The organism is Peribacillus sp. NPDC097224, from assembly GCF_044761985.1.
Classification (GTDB): Bacteria; Bacillota; Bacilli; order Bacillales; family DSM-1321; genus Peribacillus.
The window spans coordinates 38,395-58,963 of record NZ_JBIWDK010000015.1; the positions used below are offsets into that span (position 1 = coordinate 38,395).

The 20,569-nt window shown below is 41.5% G+C and carries 23 protein-coding genes, 1 rRNA gene and 2 other annotated features; all 24 genes read right to left on the bottom strand.

Translation table 11 applies throughout. From position 1 onward, the window contains the following. Window positions 1–94: 94 nt before the first annotated feature. The gene (gene rplL / locus ACIQXR_RS19390) at window positions 95–454 is read right to left on the bottom strand and encodes a 50S ribosomal protein L7/L12 (RefSeq protein ID WP_402875724.1); all 360 of its coding nucleotides are present in this window, start codon (window positions 452–454) and stop codon (window positions 95–97) included. A 64-nt stretch (window positions 455–518) separates the two neighbouring features. Next, window positions 519–1,019, bottom strand: coding sequence for a 50S ribosomal protein L10 (gene rplJ, locus ACIQXR_RS19395; RefSeq protein WP_402875726.1), 501 nt, complete (start codon window positions 1,017–1,019; stop codon window positions 519–521). A gap of 39 nt (window positions 1,020–1,058) precedes the next feature. Next, window positions 1,059–1,209 (bottom strand) — a sequence feature (ribosomal protein L10 leader region). 46 nt (window positions 1,210–1,255) lie between these two features. Next, window positions 1,256–1,951, bottom strand: a complete 696-nt coding sequence (gene rplA, locus ACIQXR_RS19400; RefSeq protein ID WP_402875727.1) for a 50S ribosomal protein L1 — start codon at window positions 1,949–1,951, stop codon at window positions 1,256–1,258. Window positions 1,952–2,055: 104 nt separating this feature from the next. Continuing rightward, window positions 2,056–2,481 (bottom strand): 50S ribosomal protein L11, encoded by a 426-nt coding sequence (gene rplK, locus ACIQXR_RS19405; RefSeq protein WP_402875728.1) that lies wholly within the window; start codon window positions 2,479–2,481, stop codon window positions 2,056–2,058. A 173-nt stretch (window positions 2,482–2,654) separates the two neighbouring features. Next, entirely contained in the window at window positions 2,655–3,188 is a 534-nt protein-coding gene (gene nusG, locus ACIQXR_RS19410; RefSeq protein WP_402875730.1) for a transcription termination/antitermination protein NusG, read from the bottom strand. Window positions 3,189–3,423: 235 nt separating this feature from the next. Further along, a complete protein-coding gene (gene secE / locus ACIQXR_RS19415; RefSeq protein ID WP_402875732.1) occupies window positions 3,424–3,606 on the bottom strand; it encodes a preprotein translocase subunit SecE in 183 nt (60 codons plus the stop codon). A 52-nt stretch (window positions 3,607–3,658) separates the two neighbouring features. Beyond that, window positions 3,659–3,808 (bottom strand): 50S ribosomal protein L33, encoded by a 150-nt coding sequence (rpmG, locus tag ACIQXR_RS19420; protein ID WP_402875733.1) that lies wholly within the window; start codon window positions 3,806–3,808, stop codon window positions 3,659–3,661. A gap of 181 nt (window positions 3,809–3,989) precedes the next feature. Continuing rightward, window positions 3,990–4,622, bottom strand: a complete 633-nt coding sequence (gene sigH, locus ACIQXR_RS19425) for an RNA polymerase sporulation sigma factor SigH (protein WP_402875764.1) — start codon at window positions 4,620–4,622, stop codon at window positions 3,990–3,992. Window positions 4,623–4,707: 85 nt separating this feature from the next. After that, the gene (locus tag ACIQXR_RS19430) at window positions 4,708–5,217 is read right to left on the bottom strand and encodes an NYN domain-containing protein (protein ID WP_402875735.1); all 510 of its coding nucleotides are present in this window, start codon (window positions 5,215–5,217) and stop codon (window positions 4,708–4,710) included. 4 nt (window positions 5,218–5,221) lie between these two features. Next, window positions 5,222–5,965 (bottom strand): 23S rRNA (guanosine(2251)-2'-O)-methyltransferase RlmB, encoded by a 744-nt coding sequence (gene rlmB, locus ACIQXR_RS19435; RefSeq protein ID WP_402875738.1) that lies wholly within the window; start codon window positions 5,963–5,965, stop codon window positions 5,222–5,224. Window positions 5,966–5,968: 3 nt separating this feature from the next. Continuing rightward, window positions 5,969–6,385 carry a Mini-ribonuclease 3 gene (locus ACIQXR_RS19440; protein ID WP_402875740.1) on the bottom strand — a complete coding sequence of 139 codons (417 nt, stop codon included), beginning with the start codon at window positions 6,383–6,385 and terminating at the stop codon, window positions 5,969–5,971. Between the two features lie 3 nt (window positions 6,386–6,388). Further along, window positions 6,389–7,789 (bottom strand): cysteine--tRNA ligase, encoded by a 1,401-nt coding sequence (cysS, locus tag ACIQXR_RS19445; protein WP_402875742.1) that lies wholly within the window; start codon window positions 7,787–7,789, stop codon window positions 6,389–6,391. Window positions 7,790–7,791: 2 nt separating this feature from the next. Further along, on the bottom strand, window positions 7,792–8,442 hold the full coding sequence (gene cysE, locus ACIQXR_RS19450) for a serine O-acetyltransferase (protein ID WP_402875743.1): 651 nt from the start codon (window positions 8,440–8,442) through the stop codon (window positions 7,792–7,794). Window positions 8,443–8,519: 77 nt separating this feature from the next. After that, window positions 8,520–8,764, bottom strand: a binding site (T-box leader). A 48-nt stretch (window positions 8,765–8,812) separates the two neighbouring features. Beyond that, on the bottom strand, window positions 8,813–10,264 hold the full coding sequence (gltX, locus tag ACIQXR_RS19455) for a glutamate--tRNA ligase (protein ID WP_402875745.1): 1,452 nt from the start codon (window positions 10,262–10,264) through the stop codon (window positions 8,813–8,815). A gap of 88 nt (window positions 10,265–10,352) precedes the next feature. Further along, complete coding sequence (gene ispF / locus ACIQXR_RS19460; RefSeq protein ID WP_402875747.1) at window positions 10,353–10,832, bottom strand: 2-C-methyl-D-erythritol 2,4-cyclodiphosphate synthase; 480 nt, start codon at window positions 10,830–10,832, stop codon at window positions 10,353–10,355. 17 nt (window positions 10,833–10,849) lie between these two features. Beyond that, a complete protein-coding gene (ispD, locus tag ACIQXR_RS19465) occupies window positions 10,850–11,536 on the bottom strand; it encodes a 2-C-methyl-D-erythritol 4-phosphate cytidylyltransferase (protein ID WP_402875748.1) in 687 nt (228 codons plus the stop codon). A 21-nt stretch (window positions 11,537–11,557) separates the two neighbouring features. Beyond that, window positions 11,558–12,655 carry a PIN/TRAM domain-containing protein gene (locus ACIQXR_RS19470; RefSeq protein WP_402875750.1) on the bottom strand — a complete coding sequence of 366 codons (1,098 nt, stop codon included), beginning with the start codon at window positions 12,653–12,655 and terminating at the stop codon, window positions 11,558–11,560. A 230-nt stretch (window positions 12,656–12,885) separates the two neighbouring features. Next, the gene (disA, locus tag ACIQXR_RS19475) at window positions 12,886–13,959 is read right to left on the bottom strand and encodes a DNA integrity scanning diadenylate cyclase DisA (protein ID WP_402875752.1); all 1,074 of its coding nucleotides are present in this window, start codon (window positions 13,957–13,959) and stop codon (window positions 12,886–12,888) included. A gap of 2 nt (window positions 13,960–13,961) precedes the next feature. Beyond that, window positions 13,962–15,350: a DNA repair protein RadA gene (radA, locus tag ACIQXR_RS19480; protein ID WP_402875754.1), complete on the bottom strand. Its 1,389-nt coding sequence runs from the start codon at window positions 15,348–15,350 to the stop codon at window positions 13,962–13,964. Window positions 15,351–15,560: 210 nt separating this feature from the next. Next, a complete protein-coding gene (gene clpC / locus ACIQXR_RS19485) occupies window positions 15,561–18,002 on the bottom strand; it encodes an ATP-dependent protease ATP-binding subunit ClpC (RefSeq protein WP_402875756.1) in 2,442 nt (813 codons plus the stop codon). Between the two features lie 108 nt (window positions 18,003–18,110). Further along, window positions 18,111–19,187, bottom strand: a complete 1,077-nt coding sequence (mcsB, locus tag ACIQXR_RS19490) for a protein-arginine kinase McsB (protein ID WP_402875757.1) — start codon at window positions 19,185–19,187, stop codon at window positions 18,111–18,113. After that, window positions 19,184–19,735: a protein-arginine kinase activator protein McsA gene (mcsA, locus tag ACIQXR_RS19495; RefSeq protein ID WP_402875759.1), complete on the bottom strand. Its 552-nt coding sequence runs from the start codon at window positions 19,733–19,735 to the stop codon at window positions 19,184–19,186. The genes mcsB and mcsA overlap by 4 nt, the downstream gene beginning before the upstream one ends. 21 nt (window positions 19,736–19,756) lie before the next feature. Then, window positions 19,757–20,218 carry a CtsR family transcriptional regulator gene (locus ACIQXR_RS19500; RefSeq protein ID WP_402875761.1) on the bottom strand — a complete coding sequence of 154 codons (462 nt, stop codon included), beginning with the start codon at window positions 20,216–20,218 and terminating at the stop codon, window positions 19,757–19,759. 261 nt (window positions 20,219–20,479) lie between these two features. Then, window positions 20,480–20,569: ribosomal RNA gene (gene rrf / locus ACIQXR_RS19505) — 5S ribosomal RNA — on the bottom strand; the annotation flags it as partial.

The window sequence follows — 20,569 nt, forward strand, 5'->3', positions numbered from 1 at the left end:
GTTTGTACATCTTTACTAAATCGTCTACCATTTTTCTTTAAAAATGAAGAGAAAAAAGCTCGCCAGTGATAGCGAGCTTTTTGTTTATGCAAGATTACTTAACTTCAACGCCAGCTCCAACTTCTTCAAGTTTAGCTTTAAGTTCTTCAGCTTCCTCTTTAGAAACGCCTTCTTTGATTGCTTTTGGAGTGTTATCAACAACTTCTTTCGCTTCTTTAAGTCCAAGACCAGTTGCTTCACGAACAGCTTTGATAACTTTGATTTTTGAATCTCCAGCAGATGTAAGAACTACATCAAACTCAGTTTTTTCTTCAGCAGCAGCGCCACCAGCAGCAGCTACAGCTACAGGTGCAGCAGCAGTTACGCCAAATTCTTCTTCGATTGCTTTTACAAGGTCGTTTAATTCTAAAACAGTCATGTTTTTAACTGCTTCAATGATTTGATCTTTAGTCATTGTTATTTCCTCCTCGAAATGGTTGGTTTTTTTTTTGAATCAATAGGCAAGATAAGCGGTTAGCTTACGCGCCTTGTTCTTCTTTTTGTTCTGCAACTGCTTTTGTAGCAAGAGCAAGACCGCGCATAGGTGCTTGTAGCACACTTAGCAACATTGAAAGTAGGCCTTCGCGTGAAGGTAGTTCTGCAAGAGCTTTAATGTCTTCAGCAGATGCTACGTTTCCTTCGATAACTCCAGCTTTGATTTCTAACGCTTCATGTTTTTTCGCAAAATCGTTAAGGATTTTAGCTGGCGCAATAACATCTTCATTTGAGAATGCAATTGCGTTTGGTCCTGTTAAAGATTCGTTTAAAGAGCTAAGTTCAGCACTTTCAGCAGCACGACGAGTTAAAGAGTTTTTGTAAACCTTGAACTCAACGCCAGCATCACGAAGTTGCTTACGAAGTTCTGTTAATTCAGCAACAGTCAATCCACGGTAGTCAACAACAACTGTGGATTTGCTAGCTGTTAATTTACCAGTAATCTCAGCAACGATAGTTTGCTTTTGTTCAATAATTGCGTTCATCCTTACACCTCCTGTAGATTTGCTTGAAAACATTTATACCGTTTCAAAGAAAAAGCCTTCATCTCTAATACAGACATGAAGGCAGTAATTTCAAAGGTCATAGTCAACGACTATTTTTATCGAATTACCTCGGCAGGGAATTAAGCTCTTGTGGAGCACCTACTGTCTTCGGTACAAATGATATTCATTTATCACAACAAAACATATTATAACAACAATAGTTTTGGAATGTCAAATTATTTATTGAAAGAAGAAGAATCAACTTTCACACCAGGGCCCATTGTAGTCGTTACAGAAATATTCTTCATGTAAGTTCCTTTAGCAGCCGCAGGTTTAACTTTCATTAATGTATCAAAGATAGTAGTGAAGTTTTCCACTAGTTTAGCATCTTCGAAAGATACTTTACCGATTGGAGCATGGACGTTACCAGCTTTATCTACGCGGTATTCAACTTTACCTGCTTTGATCTCATTAACAGCTTTTGTTACATCAAATGTAACTGTGCCAGTTTTAGGGTTTGGCATTAAGCCTTTAGGTCCTAATACGCGACCAAGTTTACCAACTTCACCCATCATATCAGGAGTCGCAACGATTACGTCGAATTCGAACCATCCTTGTTGGATTTTGTTGATGTAGTCAGATTCGCCAACGAAGTCAGCACCAGCAGCTTCAGCTTCTTTTGCTTTTTCGCCTTTTGCGAATACTAATACGCGTTGAGTTTTACCAGTTCCGTTCGGAAGCACAACTGCTCCACGAATTTGTTGGTCAGCTTTCTTAGGGTCTACACCCAAACGGAAAGCAACTTCAACAGTCGCATCGAATTTTGTGAAGTTTGCTTTTTTAACAACTTCAATCGCTTCAGTTACAGCGTATGCTTTTGAAACTTCAACAAGCTTAGCTGCTTCAAGATACTTTTTACCTTTTTTAGCCATGATATAAATCCTCCTAAATTGTGGTTTTAACGGAATTACCTCCCACGAATAAAGGTTGCGAGTATCAATCGCAACCCCGTAGAAACAAATAACAATTACATGGATTAGTCTTCGATGACAATACCCATGCTGCGAGCAGTACCTTCAACCATACGCATTGCAGCTTCAACGTTTGCAGCGTTTAGGTCAGGCATTTTAGTTTCAGCAATCTCGCGCACTTGATCACGCTTGACTGTAGCAACTTTTTTACGGTTAGGTTCACCAGAACCAGACTCGATACCTGCTGCTTTCTTAAGTAGTACTGCAGCGGGTGGAGTTTTTGTAATGAATGTAAATGAACGGTCTTCAAATACCGTGATTTCAACAGGAATAATTAGACCAGCTTGGTCTGCTGTACGAGCGTTGAACTCCTTACAGAATCCCATGATGTTTACACCAGCTTGACCTAATGCAGGACCAACCGGCGGTGCAGGATTCGCTTTACCAGCAGGAATTTGCAATTTAACCATTTTAATTACTTTTTTAGCCACGAGACACACCTCCTTATAAGTCCGTGATGTGGTAATAGGGATATACCCTCCCACTCATCTTGAATTCTTTATATTAATAAAGAATACTTGTATCGTTGAGGCCTAAAAATTTGAAACATACTGACCTTTGAAATTTTACCACTTCCAAAAGGCTTTTTCAAGTTTTTTTCCGTTTATAATTTTTCCACTTGATTAAAGTCTAGTTCTACCGGCGTATCGCGGCCGAACATATTAACAAGAACTCGGACTTTTCCTTTATCTGTATCAAGTTCTTCGATAGGCCCAGCAAATGTTGCAAATGGTCCTTCTTTCACTTGAACAGTGTCGCCGACTTCAAAGTCGATGTCAAATTTACTTTCGTCAACACCCATGCGTTTAAGGACAACTTCTATTTCTTCATCAAGCAGTGCTGTCGGTTTAGATCCCGCTCCTGATGAACCTACGAAACCTGTTACACCAGGTGTATTGCGGACTACATACCAAGAATCATCGGTCATGATAATTTCTACCAGTACATATCCTGGGAAAACCTTTTTCTTCGTTACTTTCGTTTTGCCATCTTTGACTTCGGTTTCTTCTTCTTCAGGAACTACTACGCGGAAGATTCTATCTTCCATCCCCATTGTTTCAACACGCTTCTCCAGATTGGCCTTTACCTTGTTTTCATAACCTGAATAGGTGTGAACTACATACCAATTCTTTTCCATTTTTTAGGACTGTGACGTCCTTCCCTCCCTGCAATCAATCATTTTCTTTATGAAACTTTATTTTCTAACGATCTAGCCAAAATTAACATCCTGCACTATCCCGACTTGTCTAAAGAATAACAGCAATGCTAGAGTTTGAACTTTTTCTTAAAAAAGACAAATTAAAAAACCCGTTTCCGGGCTTTTCTGCTGACACATATTATTCTATCACTATTATACCTTATTTTCGAATCTCTTATTCAATAACTAAGCGAATTAATTCGGAAATGCCCATATCGACCACTAAAAAGAATAAAGCCATAAACAACACAGTCGTCACTACAACGATTGTATATTTGGTTAATTCTTTACGTTTTGGCCAGCTTACTTTACGCATTTCACGAGTGACTCCGCTGAAAAATTCGGTTAAGCGTTTCATGAATGTATCCTCCAAGCATTAGACTGCTTCTGTCAATCTATTTATAAAACGGTTATTTTGTTTCCCTATGATTCGTATGTGAATTACAGGTGCTGCAAAATTTCTTTAATTCTAGTCGTTCAGCGTTGTTTGACTTATTGCTTTCATAATTATAATTTCTTGAACCACAATCGGTGCAAGCTAGTGTGATTTTCTTTTGCAATTGATACACCTATCCTATCTACTATTTCCATAAAACCTTATCACGGCTGGCTTTTATTGTCAATAACAAGGTGAGGCCACCTAAGTCCATGTCAACTCTATCAGCCTATGTCTACCATAAGTGAATGCATCATCCAAGTGGAGTTAGTGTCAGATGAAATAAAGCGGAAAAGGCGGAGGGACTATAAACTGATCTCCCTTACTTCCAGATAACGCTCGAGCTTTCTTTTCACCCTCTGGAGGGCATTATCGATTGACTTCACATGACGATTCAACTCTTCTGAGATTTCCTGATAGGTTTGCCCATCTAAATAAAGGGCTAATACCTTTCTTTCCAAATCGCTCAGCAGCTCGGCCATTTTCAATTCGATATCGTCAAACTCTTCTTTATTGATAATCAGTTCTTCTGGGTCTAATACCTTCGTACCCGATATAATATCCATGAGAGTACGGTCGGACTCCTCATCATAAATGGGCTTGTCCAGGGAAACATAGGAATTGAGCGGAATATGCTTTTGACGTGTTGCTGTTTTAATAGCGGTAATGATCTGTCTCGTAATACATAATTCGGCAAATGCTTTAAAAGAAGAAAGCTTATCGCCTTTAAAATCACGGACAGCCTTATACAAACCAATCATGCCTTCTTGAACGATGTCTTCCTTATCTGCACCTATTAAAAAATATGTCCTTGCCTTCGCTCTTACAAAATTACGATACTTTTGAATCAGATAATCCAGTGCTTCACTGTCTCCAGTGTGTACTAACTCAATTAATTCTTCATCATCGAACTGCAGATACTTTTCGTTCAGTTTCATACCGAAATTGAGACCCAAATTATATCCCCCTGACCTGACTCAGATAGAAATATTATACAGCAGGTAAAAAATACCCGTCAATGGTTCAAATTTTCCCCCGACGCCATTTTTCGAATATTTCCGCTACTTCTTCACTTAAAGGAATTTTAGCCGTAGGTTTTACCGCCGCTGTTTTTTGGACATCTTTTTTTATTTCTCCCTGAATTTCCTCCATATCCATTAGCAGTTCACGGGCAGATTTCCTTAGGGCCCCTTGGCCAAAGATGACCCATTGCTCCGTAAAGTCTGAAGTAGCCACTTGAATCTGCGTCTTGATATTATTCAGTTCAATCGCCATCTTTTCTATTCTCTCATCGGCTGTTTCATTTTCTTTCGTGAAAATTACGTCGACTTTATGATTCTTGAAAATACGGGCTATCCCCTGGACATATTGGGCATCGAATACGACAATGACCCGGGACCCAGTAAACGCCTGATATTCCGCCATCATTTCTATCAGTCTGTCTCTTGCTGCAGCAAGGTCTCTTTCTTTCAATTCTCTCAGTTCCGGCCAGGCTCCAATAATGTTGTAACCGTCCACTAACAGAATATTCATCTCATTATTGCCCTAGAGGGTTTCTTTTTCTGTAGACCTCATACATCAATAAACCTGCTGCCACCGATGCATTTAATGATGTTACTTTCCCGGCCATAGGAAGACGAATTAGAAAATCACATTTTTCTTTCATTAACCGTGCCATTCCCTTGCCTTCACTTCCAATAACAAGGCCAATAGGCATATTCCCGTCCATGTTCCGGTAATCATCGCTACCTTTCGCATCGGTACCCACAATCCAGACACCGCGTTCTTTTAACTCTTCGACTGCTCTTGCCAAATTCGTGACCCGTGCAACCGGAATATACTCAATGGCCCCTGTCGATGCTTTCGCAACCGTTGCCGTTAAACCAACTGCTCTACGCTTTGGAATGATGATTCCGTGAGCTCCGACCGCATCCGCTGTTCTCATGATTGACCCTAGATTATGTGGATCTTCTACTTCATCCAGAATCATGAAGAAGGGAGCCTCATCCCGTTCAGCCGCTTTGGCAAATAAATCGTCCAACTCTACATAATCGTAAGCTGCGACTTGCGCTACGACTCCTTGATGGATACCTTCTACCATTTGGTCTATTTTTTTCTTAGGTACGATTTGTACGAATACCTTTTTTTCTTTTGCAAGTCCGATTAGCGGAAGCATGGACCCTTTCTGTGAGCCCTCTGATATCCAAATTTTATTAATATCCCGTTCGGAGCGAAGTGCTTCCAAGACGGGGTTTCTTCCAATGATAAATTCTTCACTCATGGGTTATTTCCCCTTTTCTTCTTCAATGAATTGAATTGATTTTTCAACAAGGTCTTCCATTCTTTCTATTCGGCCGGATAAATACAGAAAGCCCATAAGCGCCTCAAAGGCAGTGCTATACCGATATGTTTGCACATCTGTATTCTTCGGAACCGACCCGGACTTCGCATTACGACCTCTACGGACGACAGCGGTCTCTTCTTCTGATAACCAACCTGACTCTAGAAAAAAGTGAATGATTTTGCTCTGCGCTTTAGCCGATACAAAAGATGTCGCTTTTTTATGAAGCAGATTAGGCTTAACTGCCCCGTTTTGAATAAGGTGATGCCGTATGTAGGTTTCGTATACGGCATCTCCCATATAGGCTAGAGCAAGACTATTTAACATTTTTTCGTCTACCTTATTATCATATTGAAGCATCTGTTACCCTCTTTTCCATCTTGTACCTTGAGGGGTATCCTCTAATATAATGTTCATGCTCTTTAGACGATCACGAATCTCATCAGACAACCCAAAGTTACGGTCTTTCCTAGCTTGAATCCTTTGTTGAATTAAACTCTCGATTTCCTCGTCCAGTAATCCCTCTTCCTCTTCAAGGGAAAAGCCCAGGACGGAGAGTAGATTTTGGAATTCACCAAGAAAAGCTTTAATGACTTCCTGGTTAGTATTCTTCTCCATCAAGTAATAATTCGCTTGCTTAGACAGTTCAAAAAGAATGGATATCGCGTTCGCCGTATTGAAATCATCGTCCATTTCCTTAATGAATTGTTCGTGCAGTTCATCGATTTTCTGCAACCATACCTCATTATTTTCTGTTAACCCATCGCTTACTTGAAGGCGATGTTTCAGGTTTTGATAGGATGTTTTCAAGCGATCGAGAGCAGCCGTTACATTTTCAAGCACTTCTTCACTATAATTGATTGGATGACGATAATGTACGGATAACATGAAGAAACGCAATACTTGTGGGTCATACTTCTGTATGATGTCATGAACAAGAATAAAATTGCCTAATGACTTCGACATTTTTTCATTATCAATATTGATGTATCCATTGTGCATCCAATAATTCGCAAAGGATTTTCCCGTTAACGCCTCGGATTGTGCAATTTCATTTTCATGATGGGGAAAAGCTAAATCCTGACCGCCTGCATGGATATCAATCGTATCACCAAGGTACTTCTTAACCATCGCTGAGCATTCTATATGCCAGCCAGGGCGCCCCATCCCCCATGGGCTTTCCCAAGAAATTTCGCCAGCCTTCGCCGCTTTCCAGAGGGCAAAGTCAAGTGCATCCTGCTTCTTCTCGCCGACTTCAATACGAGCTCCGACCCGCAGTTCATCAATGGATTGATGAGACAACTTCCCATACCCATCGAATTTACGAGTGCGAAAATACACATCCCCTTCAGATTCATACGCATAGCCTTTTTCAATCAACGTCGAAATGAATTCAATGATTGTATCCATGTTTTCCATTACGGTTGGATGTTCATCCGCTTTTTTGCAACCTAGAGCAGAAACATCTTCAAAATACGCTTGAATAAAACGCTCTGAGATGGTTGGGACATCCTCCCCTAGTTCTTTGGCAGCTCGAATTAGCTTATCATCAACATCCGTGAAATTCGAAACGAAATGCACATCGTATCCTCTATACTCCAAGTATCTTCTCACGGTATCGAATACGATTGCTGGCCTAGCATTCCCAATATGAATGTAGTTATAGACTGTAGGCCCGCATACATACATTTTCACTTTTCCTTCTTCCATCGGTACGAAGGTTTCCTTCTGTCTAGTCGCTGTGTTATATATTTTTATCGCCATTTTTATAAACTCCTTTCTTCCTGCTTCCATTTTGCTAACTCTGTTTTCAAAGCATGAATTTCCCTATCCATTTCCTTTAGACGGTCAGCAATTGGATCAGGAAGATCTGAATGATTAAAATCTTTCTTGATTTTTATGCCATCTTGAATGACGACTTTTCCAGGAATGCCAACCACCGTTGAATTAGCGGGCACTTCCTTTAAAACGACCGAGCCTGCACCAATTTTGGAATTTTCACCGACGGTAATCGAGCCAAGCACTTTGGCTCCCGTGGCAATCAATACGTTATCTTTTATCGTAGGATGACGTTTGCCTTTTTCCTTTCCCGTTCCTCCAAGTGTCACTCCTTGGAAGACAGAGACATTGTCACCAATCTCGCATGTCTCACCAATGACAATCCCCATCCCATGATCGATGAAGAAACGACGACCTATTGTAGCCCCGGGGTGAATCTCAACCCCGGTAAAAAACCGACTGATTTGTGATACACTTCTGGCCAGGAAAAAGAACTTTTTCTTGTATAGTACATGAGCCATCCGATGACTCCATATTGCATGCAACCCTGCATACGTTAAAATAACTTCTAAATAGCTACGCGCTGCAGGATCCTGTTCAAAAACCACTTCGATATCCTCTTTAAACATCTTTAACATGATGATTCCCCCCTATGCTATATCCTTTTAGTCATCCCTTATTTTAAAGCATATAAAAAAGCGCCTCTGTCCAAATAGACAGAGACGCTTTGAAGCGCGGTTCCACTCTGTTTGGAATGAATAGCAGGACCAAAGGCCAACTTGTTCCATTCCCAACTTTTATCCTGTAACGGAGGACATTCCGCCTATGCCTACTAGAGGTTAGTTCAGCAAAGGACTCAAGGGTGCATTTCGGAAAACGAGAGGCTTGAACCATTTTCAGCAGGTTATGGTTCTCTCTAATAAGCTTCGTTTACTTACTTCTCCCTATCTACGCGTTCTTTTGTAAGATTATTAATTACTATATTACATTTTTGTCTAATTGTTAATATTAAATACTTAGAATGCGTTGTTTAATTTTTTCTTTGCCCAGTAGGGAAATCGCTTTTGGTAGGTCAGGACCATGAGTTTGACCAGTCACCGCCGCACGGATTGGCATGAATAACTTTTTACCCTTATGTCCTGTGCTTTTTTGTACCGCTTTGATCGATTTCTTGATTTCGTCAGCTTTAAATTCCTCAAGCCCTTCTATTTCTTTAAGGAAGGCTTCCATGACTTCAGGTACTTGTTCCTCCGCTAGGACTTCTTTCGCTTCAGGCTCATATTCAAGATCATCTTTGAAGAATAGTTCGGAAAGTTCAACGATTTCCGCCCCATAACTCATCTGTTCTTGATAAAGAGAAACTAGACCACGCACCCACTCTTCTTCTTCCGGAGAACGTGTTTCAGAAATCTTGCCGGCCTTCACTAGGTGAGGGATGGACAATTGCACTGCACGTTCCTCATCCAATTGCTTCACATACTGATTATTCATCCAAGTGAGTTTTTGCTTATCGAATAGGGCCGGTGATTTAGATAGACGGTCCGCTTCGAAAAGTTTAATGAACTCTTCCTTAGGGAAGATCTCTTCCTCGCCGCCTGGTGACCATCCAAGTAAAGCAATGAAGTTGAATAAAGCTTCAGGCAAGTAACCCAACTCTTCATATTGTTCGATGAATTGGATAATTGATTCATCACGCTTACTTAATTTTTTCCGGCTTTCATTGACGATCAACGTCATGTGTCCGAACACAGGAGGCTCCCACCCGAATGCTTCATAAATCATTAATTGCTTAGGTGTATTAGAAATATGGTCATCACCGCGAAGTACATGCGAAATCTTCATTAGGTGGTCATCGACCGCTACCGCAAAGTTATACGTCGGGATTCCATCTTTTTTGATAATGACAAAATCGCCAAAGCCATCCGTCTCAAATGAAACATCATCCTTAACCATATCTTTGAAAGTAAGGACTCTGCCCGAAGGAACGGCGAATCGAATACTCGGTTTTCTGCCTTCAGCCTCTAGTTTTGCTTGATCTTCCGCTGTTAAATGACGACACTTACCAGAATACTTGGGTGTTTCGTTCCTTTCAACCTGTCCTTCACGTTCTGCTTCAAGCTCTTCTTCCGTACAATAGCATTTATAAGCCAACCCTTTGTCAAGAAGCTCTTGGTACAACCCTTGATAAATGTCGTTCCGCTCTGATTGACGATACGGTGCGAACTCCCCGCCAATATCAACGCCTTCATCCCAATCCATTCCAAGCCATTTTAAATACTTCAGTTGGCTTTCTTCTCCGCCCTCTATATTTCTTTTTTTGTCAGTATCTTCAATGCGGATAATGAATTTTCCACCATTATGACGTGCATACAGATAATTAAATAAAGCAGTCCTCGCATTTCCTATATGTAAATGTCCAGTCGGACTTGGTGCATAGCGAACTCGAATATCGCTGTTCATGATATATATAGACCTCCCAGTCTCTCTTTTCTTCGTTTTATTTTACCATTTAACCTCAAGGGAATAAAGGTTTCCACCTAAACGACAATCAGTTAGTTTTAACCAACAAGACAACAGCCTGTGCTGCGATTCCCTCGCTTCTGCCCGTGAATCCAAGTTTCTCGGTCGTAGTCGCCTTCACATTGATTTGATCCACTGAAGCATCTAAAAGCTCTGCTATCCTTACACGCATTTCTTCAATATACGGCGCCATTTTAGGGCTTTGGGCAATAATTGTACAGTCTGCATTACCCAACTCATAACCTTCTTTTTTGACGATTGCCCAAATATACTGCAATAACTTAGCGGAATCAGCATCCTTAAATTCCGGATCGGTATCCGGAAAATGCTTGCCGATATCACCTGCACCAATTGCACCCAAACAAGCATCTGCAACCGTATGTAGCAATACATCAGCATCTGAATGCCCAAGTAACCCTTTCTCATGCGGGATTGTTATCCCTCCAATTATTAAAGGCCTACCTTCAACTAGCTGATGTACGTCATATCCCTGGCCAATTCGAAACATCTCATTCTCCCCTATCTTCACTTTTCAAGTTGTTGTTTATGTAAAATCGCGTCCGCAAAATATAAATCTTCCTGAGTCGTAATCTTAATATTATCATAATTGCCTTCAATAATGACTACCTGTTCATCGATCCGTTCTAGCAAGCTTGAATCATCCGTACCTAAATACGACTCCGCTTCCGCTTTTTCATGGGCGTTAATTAATATGGATGCACGAAAAGCTTGTGGTGTCTGTACCGCCCACAAGCTTGATCGTTCCACTGTTTCCGTGACTGACCTGTCATTTGCTTTTTTAATCGTATCCTTTACGGGGACTGCAATGATGGCTCCACCATGGAGACTGGCTGCGGACGTTAATTCACTAATTTGCTCTTGGGCGATAAAAGGACGTGCCCCGTCATGGACTAGAATTATCTCTTCCCTCACATACTTCAATGCATTATGGACGCTCTGTTGACGTTCCTTACCACCTTCAACGAGTTTCTTGACCTTCTTAAATCCGAAGGAAGCCACCATTTCCTTGAAGTAATCCTCTTCTGTTGGGTTTATCGAAAGGAAAATACCCCGGCAGTTTGGATCCTCTTCAAAGACACGAAGGGTGTAGACAATGATCGGGGTACCCGATAGTTCAATAAAAAGCTTGTTCTTGCCGGCCTTCATTCTCTTTCCTTGTCCGGCTGCAGGTATCACTACTTCATAAAACATAACGGTTTCTCCTACTCTTCTTTATAATGCTTTTTCTAATAGTTTAGGTTTAGCAAAGATCATCCGACCCGCTGATGTTTGAAGAACGCTTGTCACAAGGACATCAATACGTTTTCCAATATAATCGCGTCCGCCTTCGACAACGATCATCGTCCCATCATCCAAATAGGCAACACCTTGATTTTGCTCTTTCCCATCCTTAATCACCTGTACATTCATTTCTTCCCCGGGTAGTACGACGGGTTTTACGGCGTTCGCTAAGTCATTTATATTGAGGACCGCTACATTTTGGAACTCGCATACTTTATTTAAATTGAAATCATTAGTGACCACCATGCCACCTGAAATCTTGGCAAGCTTCACTAATTTACTATCGACTTCCTGGATGTCTTCGAAATCCCCTTCGTACATCTCCACTTTAATCGGAAGGTCTCTTTGAATCCTATTCAGGATATCCAAGCCCCTTCGACCCCGGTTTCTTTTCAAGGCATCAGAGGAATCCGCAATGTGTTGAAGCTCATTTAATACAAACTGAGGTATCACGATGGTTCCTTCGAGGAAGCCGGTCTGACAAATATCCGCAATTCTCCCATCAATGATAACGCTTGTATCGAGGATCTTCAACCGTTTGCTGTAGCCTTCCTCATCCTCTTCGGCCATTTCCCCGTCAGAGGCTTTTTTCTTATTGTTTTTGGAGAAAAGATTCAGCAGTTCATCACGCTTTTTAAAACCGACCTGAAATCCAAGGTATCCAAATAAAAGCGTAAGAATAATAGGCACGACTGTATTTAAAATGGGGACTCGAATCGCACTGAAGGCTGACCCTACTAAAAACGCCGCAAGCAGGCCAACTAAAAGGCCCACACTTCCAAAAATTATATCGGTAATTGGAAACTTAACCAGTTGTTCTTCTGACCACTTCATAAAATAGACCACATGATCTACTGCCCAAAAAGTAATAAGATAAAAGATAATAGCACCCAACAGTACACTAACATAAGGATTGTTTAATAAAGCAATATCATCTGCATGGACAACACTTAATAATTCAGGAATAAGTAGCATACCAAGTGTCCCACCAATTATTAAGAAACATGCCTGTATAATGCGTTTTAACATTCCCTTTCACCTCCCTCTTCTCATTATTGACCAATCCAAAAAAAATGAAACCATTGAAAATTCGTTTTCACTATATATCAAGAAATTCCCTGAAGGACTCCTGTGATGTATCCATATTGTCCCTTCTCTTTATCGTAATTTTAGCCTAGCATCCTGGGTTTTGGGTGTCAAAAATAAACACTATTCAATTTCAAGCTAAAATAGGAAAATTTAGAAAGTGGTGGATCGCTTTACATCCTTCGATTAGTGACAAGTTGATTTTTTAATATCCGAAGACCCTCTCTAATTTTATTCGCACGAACTTCCCCAATTCCTTCCACTTCATCAAGTTGCTCAACCGTCGCCTTATTGATTTCTTTAAAGCAATCAAATTGTTTCACTAGATTATCGATGATCAGACCTGGTAATCGGGGGATTTTATGAAGGATTCGGTACCCCCTGGCATGGACAGGGGCATCTACATGAATATGACCCTGGTACCCCAGTATCTTCAGCAGGATGCTCTCATCTAGCTTTTCCTGCATGGCAAGTTCCTGAAGGCGAAGAATGGTTTCCTCCGGATTATCTTCCTTATTGGACGAGTAATCTTTGATAAGCCATTTTCCTTCTGTTTCGATATCTGCTAATATCTCATTCATCTGCAGGCGAATCAGCCTACCTTCTGTACCCAGTTCATTGAGGTATGTCAGTAACTCCGCTTTGATTCGAAGAACCATCACGTACCGGTGGAACACTTGCAAAAGATCCTCGTACGTTACTATTTCCTCGAATTCGAGGGCTCCCAATACCGAAATGCTCTGCTGTAGCACGACCTTATACTTTTCCAGGGTCTGGATGGCCAGATTGGCTTTCGCGAGGATGACTCCTATATCTTTAAGGGCATATCGAAAATTCCCCTGGTATAGGGTGATAACAGTCCTCCGCTGAGAAATGGCAATCACTAATGATTTCGTCTCCCTCGCTACCCTTTCCGCTGTTCGATGCCTCATGCCGGTCTCTGTAGATGGCGCACTATTATCCGGGACCAATTGTGCATTGGCAAAAATGATTTTGTCGGCCTTCTCGTTCAAAATGATGGCTCCATCCATTTTTGCCAACTCATATAATGTACTTGGGGTACAGGCACAGTTAATTTGGAAACCACCATCCACAATCGCTCGTACCTTTTCGTTGTACCCCACAACAATCAATCCACCCGTATTCGCCCTTAATACATTTTCAATTCCTTCTCGAAGAGGTGTGCCTGGGGCCACAATTTGCAAAATCTCCAACTTTGTTTTCTCATACCCTTTTTTCTCTGTCATCCTTAACCCCCTAGCGTATGGTGAAGCGCCTCAGAAACTGATGAAACCCCAATGATTTTGATGCCTTTTGGAGCAGTCCAGCCACCTATATTATTGGCTGGGATGATGACCCGTTCAAATCCGAGCTTCGCTGCCTCCTGAACTCGTTGTTCAATCCGGGAGACCCTTCTAACTTCCCCCGTCAACCCCACTTCACCAATAATGCAATCAGCTGGATTCGTGGACTTGTCACGGAAACTTGATGCAATACTAATGGCAACTGCCAGATCTATGGCTGGTTCATCCAATTTAACGCCCCCCGCGACTTTTAGGTACGCATCTTGGTTTTGCAGGAGCAAACCGACTCTCTTTTCTAAAACTGCCATTAAAAGTGAAACTCGGTTATGGTCAATTCCAGTGGCCATTCTCCTTGGGTTTCCGAAACTAGTCGGTGATATCAGGGCTTGTATTTCGACAAGTACTGGTCTTGTCCCCTCCATCGAGGCGACAACGGTCGATCCTGAAGCACCTTGGGAACGCTCCTCAAGGAAGATTTCCGATGGATTCGCCACTTCTTCCAAACCATGTTCCTTCATCTCAAAAATGCCCATTTCATTTGTCGAACCGAATCGATTCTTGACTGCACGGATTATCCGATATGTATGGTGTCTTTCTCCCTCAAAATATAAAACGGTATCCACCATATGTTCAAGCAGACGAGGTCCGGCAATCGCCCCTTCTTTTGTAACATGTCCCACGATAAAAATGGCAATTCCATTGGTCTTGGCAATGCGCATTAAAGAAGATGTACATTCCCTCACTTGGGAAACGCTTCCCGGGGCTGAAGTCACTTCCGAATGGTACACGGTTTGAATGGAATCAATGATGACCAGGTCTGGCTTTACCTCTTGGATGGCCTGCTGGATATAGTCCATATCGGTCTCGGCATACACCAATAAGTTCTCCGACATCGCTCCTAACCGATCCGCTCTTAACTTCGTTTGTTTGATGGATTCTTCCCCAGAAATATATAATACTTTCTTCTGTTTATGAGCTAATTGTGCAGACACTTGCAAAAGGAGTGTTGATTTGCCTATCCCCGGGTCTCCGCCGATCAATACAAGTGATCCTTGGACAATACCACCGCCAAGTGCACGATTCAATTCTGCCAAATCCGTCGTAATGCGTGGTTCTTTGTCCGACTGAATGGTTGTGATGGGTGTCGCCTTCTCATGCTCTGCAGATCCCCTCACTTCTGAATGGGTAAATGCTCCCTTTCGAGCTGGCTTAACAATCTCCGTCTCTTCAACCATCTTGTTCCATTCCCCGCATCCAGGGCATTTTCCCATCCATTTTGCTGACTCATACCCACAAGATTGACACATGAATTTCGTTTTCTTTTTTGCTGCCATAGTAACTCCTCTTTCTCATAATACTCATGTAAAAGATATTATATATTGGTTTTATTTAATCCTTCTTATTTAAAGTTATTAAGAAATTTATTTTTACTCTCTATTCGATTCATCTTATAGAGTAGTTCCTCTAGGTACAATTTCGTCATGAATAAAAACAGAGGTACACTGCTGAGAAATCTGAGTGTACCTCGAAGTTAAAGAATGACTTTATTCACTTATGTTGACGGGATCGCCATTTCTGATCGCAAATTTATTGTCCACGACATCCATCACGACCGTTTGCCCTTTTTGCACATTTCCTTTGAGCAGTTCTTCAGATAGGTAATCTTCGACATGTTTTTGTAGTGCCCTGCGAATTGGACGTGCCCCATATTCCGGATCATATCCTTCAGATGCTACTTTTTCTCTAGCTGCATCTGTAAGCTCTAAGAAAATTTCCTGTTCCTTCAAACGGGAGATGAGCTGATTGGACATCAACGTAACGATTTGTTTCAAATGATCCTTTTCTAATGAATGGAAGACGATCGTCTCATCAATACGATTCAGGAATTCTGGACGGAAGGCACGTTTTAATTCTTCCATCACTTTCCCTTTCATATTTTTGTAGTCTTGACCAGTGTCCTGAATATTGAAGCCTACATACTTATCAGTCTTCAATGCAGAAGCTCCGACATTCGATGTCATAATCAGAATCGTGTTCCTGAAATCCACAGTACGGCCTTTTGAATCCGTCAATCTTCCGTCTTCAAGGACCTGTAGAAGAATGTTGAATACATCTGGATGTGCCTTTTCAATTTCATCAAGTAGAACGACGGAGTATGGCTTTCTACGTACTTTTTCAGTCAGTTGTCCGCCCTCCTCATATCCCACATAGCCTGGAGGAGAACCAACTAGGCGTGAAGTTGAATGTTTCTCCATATATTCCGACATGTCGATACGGATCATGGCATCTTCATCACCGAACATGGATTCAGCCAATGCACGACCAAGTTCCGTTTTACCGACTCCTGTTGGCCCTAGGAAGATGAATGAGCCGATTGGACGTTTAGGATCCTTCAGCCCCGCTCTTGCACGTCGTACTGCTTTGGAAACGGCTATAACAGCCTCTTCCTGACCAATTACACGATCATGGAGAATAGATTCCATATTTAGAAGTTTATCTGACTCCGTTTGTGCCAATTTAGTAACCGGGACTCCAGTCCAGCTGGATACGACATGTGCGATGTCTTCCACCGTCACTTCACTATTTTCTTGCCCTTGTTTCTCTTTCCACGTTTTCTTTGTTTCTTCCAATTGTTCTCTTAAGCGTTGCTCCGTATCACGAAGCGATGCAGCTTTTTCAAACTCCTGGCTTTGAACGGAAGCGTCCTTTTCTTTCCGGACTTCATCTAATTTCACTTCAAGTTCTTTTAAGTTTGGAGGTGTAGTATATGAACGCAACCGGACTTTCGAACCTGCTTCATCAATTAAATCGATTGCTTTATCCGGAAGGAAACGGTCGGAAATATATCGATCAGATAACTTAACAGCCGCATCGATAGCCTCATCAGTGATTGATACACGGTGATGGGCTTCATACCGGTCACGTAACCCTTTAAGAATTTGAATGGACTCTTCTGTTGTTGGTTCATCCACTTGGATGGGTTGGAAGCGGCGTTCGAGTGCAGCATCCTTTTCGATATATTTACGGTACTCATCCAATGTGGTTGCACCGATACATTGCAGTTCACCACGGGCCAATGATGGCTTAAGGATATTAGATGCATCGATGGCACCTTCCGCCCCACCAGCACCAATCAATGTATGCAATTCATCAATAAACAAGATGATATTTCCTGCTTGACGGATTTCGTCCATCACTTTCTTTAATCGATCCTCGAATTCACCACGGTATTTCGTCCCCGCTACGACCGTCCCCATATCAAGTGTCATGACACGTTTATCACGTAGGATTTCAGGAACCTCATTATTGATGATTTGCTGTGCTAGGCCTTCAGCAATAGCAGTTTTACCCACCCCTGGCTCACCAATTAATACAGGGTTATTCTTCGTGCGTCTGCTCAACACTTCGATGACACGCTGAATTTCCTTGCCTCTACCAATGACAGGGTCCAAGCTGTCTTCACGAGCGATGGCCGTTAAATCACGAGCAAGACTATCAAGGGTTGGAGTGCTTGCATTAGAGGCGGTTGAACCTTGATGTCCACCTGACTCATTGCTACCTAATAGTTGTAATACTTGCTGTCTTGCTTTATTTAAACTGACGCCAAGGTTATTTAACACACGGGCTGCTACACCTTCTCCTTCTCGAATAAGTCCAAGGAGTACATGTTCTGTGCCTACATATGAATGACCTAATTTCCTTGCTTCATCCATGGATAGTTCAATGACTTTCTTCGCTCTTGGCGTATAATGAATCGTTTGGGCTTTGTCCTGGCCACGGCCGATTAAGTTTTCCACTTCTTTCTGGATCTTTTCCGCACCTAATCCGAGAGCGTATAATGCTTTGGCTGCAATACCGTCTCCCTCGCGAACTAAACCTAAAAGGATGTGCTCAGTACCAATATTATTATGACCTAACCGGATAGCTTCTTCTTGGGCTAATGCTAATACTTTCTGGGCTCTTTCAGTAAAACGACCAAACATCATAGGGAATTCCTCCTTTAGAATTTTCGTTTTGAATAAAGCTTTTGACTCTGCATAAAATCTTGCAGATGCTTCGCTTTAACATGTATAGCAGATGATCGATTGACTTTTCTATGAGAAGGAGGATTCTGTGAAATCCAAGTGTTCTCGTATAAGAGCTGCTCGACGGATATCCCTTTCATGTGTCCTTAAAGGTCCACCTGCGTATTTTTGTAAAAAGCCTGGCTGAGTCAGAATCATTAACTCATTTAGGATGCTTTTTGAAATGTTTTTTATATATCCTATATCTATCCCTAACCTAACATCGGAGATACAGGTAGCTGCTTCCTTGGTCCCAATGATTCGGGCATTTGATAATATACCATAGGATCGGAAAACCCTATCCTCTAATTGTATGTGAGAGGTCTTCACTAATGCATCTCTGGCTGACCTTTCCTGGGCAATGATCTGCTGAACTACACTCGTTAGATCCTCCACGATATCCTTCTCGGATTTTCCGAGAGTGATCTGGTTGGAGATTTGAAAGATGTTTCCTAGAGCTTGACTGCCCTCTCCATAAATCCCGCGAACCACCAGTCCCAATTGATTAATGGCCGGTATAATATGATTCATTTGCTGAGTTAGTACAAGACCCGGGAGATGCATCATGACTGAGGCCCTCAATCCTGTTCCCACATTAGTCGGACAGCTAGTTAAGTATCCTCTTTCTTCATCATATGCATAGTCTATGGATTCTTCAATCCAATCGTCAAGAACATTTGCGAGTCTTAAGGTTTCCTTAAGTTGCAATCCTGACATCAAGCACTGGATTCGGAGATGGTCCTCTTCGTTAACCATGATGCTTATTTCTTCATTCTCGGAAAGAAGGCATGCCCCTTTTGCCGATTCTTCCACTAAATGTGGGCTGATCAAATGTTTTTCAACAAGCACTCTCTTTTCCAGTGACTGCATTTGATCAATTTCCAGAAGTTCCAGCTTGCCAATCTCTTGGGTAACTTCCTCTTCAATTCTTTTCTTCACTAATTCAATGATTTCTTTTGCCTCTTCATTGGAAAAGGCGGTAGGAAAGGTAAAGTCTTTAAAATTTCTGGCTAAACGAATTCGTGAACTTAATACAATATCCATTTCTGGACCTTCATGATTCATCCAGGAACTCAAAGCGTTCTCCATAAATTTCTCCAAACTCATGATTCATCGCCCCCCTCCTGTGCCTCATACCTTTTTTCAAGGGAACGAACCTTATCTCTTACTTCGGCCGCCTTCTCGAACTCTTCCTGTTCGATGTGTACCTTTAAATTCTCTTTTAAGTCAGAAATTTGTTTTCGAAGGTAAATACCGCCACCAATTCTTTTTGGGATTTTCCCAATGTGTGCAGTATTTCCGCTATGAACCCTCTTTAGAATCGGATTTAACTGATCATTGAACGTTTTATAACACTCGGCACATCCAAACTTTCCAATATGGACGAATTCCTTATATGAACGATGACAATGAGGACAGCGTTTTTCTTCTGTCATAGGAAATGAATTAGCCTTTGTCTGTTGAATATTCGACTCGATATTTAACAATCCTGCTAACAAATTATTTATTGAAAATCCATGCCCACCCGCATCCATGAACATCTCACCTTTTTCCTGAGCACATTTCTCACAAATCATGACTTCAGTCTTTTTTCCATTAATGATTTTGGTAAAGTGAAGAGTCGCAGGTCTTTGATGGCATTCTTGACAAATCATTCATTCATCACCTCTGCCAGTTTATTTATATTTTAAAGTTGTAAGCATGGCTGATAAAATTCGCGCCCTTAATTCATCACGATCAGGTAGGTCTATATAGATGACGGATCTATCAATGACACTCATCATGATTTTAGCTTCCCTTTCATTAATGACTTCCTCGCTCATCAGCCGAGCGATGACCCCTTCCGCCATAGATTGAGGCACTCTGGAACCAATAAGGGATAATAACTGGTTGATGAGTTGCACGTAATCCTGCGATTTCACCTTCATAATCCGAATATACCCGCCACCGCCACGCTTACTCTCAACAACATAGCCTCTTTCGATTGTAAACCTGGTATTAATTACGTAATTGATTTGAGAAGGAACACACTGAAATTTATCTGCTATTTCACTTCTTTTAATTTCTAGGATATCTTTCTGACTTATTTCTAGCACTTGCTTCAAATAAGTTTCGATAATATCAGATATGTTTCTCACTCAACCTCCTCCAATCTGACTTTGACTATATTTGACTATTATTATACAAGGAAAAATGCATATTGCAAATTAAAACGCACTAACTTCTTTTTGCATTACCTATTTTCTCCAAATTATATGTAGTTACATACCTATTGCACACGGTAAAATTAAAATATCTTTATAATTACCCCTAATGGATATATTCAAAACCACCTTAATCCTTTAATCGTACTTTTAGAACGCAAAAAAAGGCCAGCCTAATGGCTGACCTTTAAAATGGCTTGGCGGCGTCCTACTCTCACAGGGGGAAACCCCCAACTACCATCGGCGCTGAAGAGCTTAACTGCCGTGTTCGGAATGGGAACGGGT

Excerpts from the sequence above, each read along its gene's own strand:
- ACIQXR_RS19430 (WP_402875735.1), bottom strand. The coding sequence starts at position 5,217 with ATGAATATTCTGTTAGTGGACGGTTACAACATTATTGGAGCCTGGCCG.
- radA (WP_402875754.1), bottom strand. The coding sequence starts at position 15,350 with ATGGCAGCAAAAAAGAAAACGAAATTCATGTGTCAATCTTGTGGGTAT.
- sigH (WP_402875764.1), bottom strand. The coding sequence starts at position 4,622 with ATGAAACTGAACGAAAAGTATCTGCAGTTCGATGATGAAGAATTAATT.
- rplA (WP_402875727.1), bottom strand. The coding sequence starts at position 1,951 with ATGGCTAAAAAAGGTAAAAAGTATCTTGAAGCAGCTAAGCTTGTTGAA.
- cysE (WP_402875743.1), bottom strand. The coding sequence starts at position 8,442 with ATGTTAAAGATGTTTAAAGAGGATATCGAAGTGGTTTTTGAACAGGAT.
- cysS (WP_402875742.1), bottom strand. The coding sequence starts at position 7,789 with ATGGCGATAAAAATATATAACACAGCGACTAGACAGAAGGAAACCTTC.
- rplJ (WP_402875726.1), bottom strand. The coding sequence starts at position 1,019 with ATGAACGCAATTATTGAACAAAAGCAAACTATCGTTGCTGAGATTACT.
- ispD (WP_402875748.1), bottom strand. The coding sequence starts at position 11,536 with ATGTTTTATGAAGTAGTGATACCTGCAGCCGGACAAGGAAAGAGAATG.
- ACIQXR_RS19440 (WP_402875740.1), bottom strand. The coding sequence starts at position 6,385 with ATGCTTCAATATGATAATAAGGTAGACGAAAAAATGTTAAATAGTCTT.
- nusG (WP_402875730.1), bottom strand. The coding sequence starts at position 3,188 with ATGGAAAAGAATTGGTATGTAGTTCACACCTATTCAGGTTATGAAAAC.
- mcsB (WP_402875757.1), bottom strand. The coding sequence starts at position 19,187 with ATGAGTTTGGAGAAATTTATGGAGAACGCTTTGAGTTCCTGGATGAAT.
- ispF (WP_402875747.1), bottom strand. The coding sequence starts at position 10,832 with ATGTTTCGAATTGGCCAGGGATATGACGTACATCAGCTAGTTGAAGGT.
- ACIQXR_RS19470 (WP_402875750.1), bottom strand. The coding sequence starts at position 12,655 with ATGTTAAAACGCATTATACAGGCATGTTTCTTAATAATTGGTGGGACA.
- rlmB (WP_402875738.1), bottom strand. The coding sequence starts at position 5,965 with ATGAGTGAAGAATTTATCATTGGAAGAAACCCCGTCTTGGAAGCACTT.
- disA (WP_402875752.1), bottom strand. The coding sequence starts at position 13,959 with ATGACAGAGAAAAAAGGGTATGAGAAAACAAAGTTGGAGATTTTGCAA.
- gltX (WP_402875745.1), bottom strand. The coding sequence starts at position 10,264 with ATGAACAGCGATATTCGAGTTCGCTATGCACCAAGTCCGACTGGACAT.
- clpC (WP_402875756.1), bottom strand. The coding sequence starts at position 18,002 with ATGATGTTTGGTCGTTTTACTGAAAGAGCCCAGAAAGTATTAGCATTA.
- mcsA (WP_402875759.1), bottom strand. The coding sequence starts at position 19,735 with ATGATTTGTCAAGAATGCCATCAAAGACCTGCGACTCTTCACTTTACC.
- secE (WP_402875732.1), bottom strand. The coding sequence starts at position 3,606 with ATGAAACGCTTAACCGAATTTTTCAGCGGAGTCACTCGTGAAATGCGT.
- rplL (WP_402875724.1), bottom strand. The coding sequence starts at position 454 with ATGACTAAAGATCAAATCATTGAAGCAGTTAAAAACATGACTGTTTTA.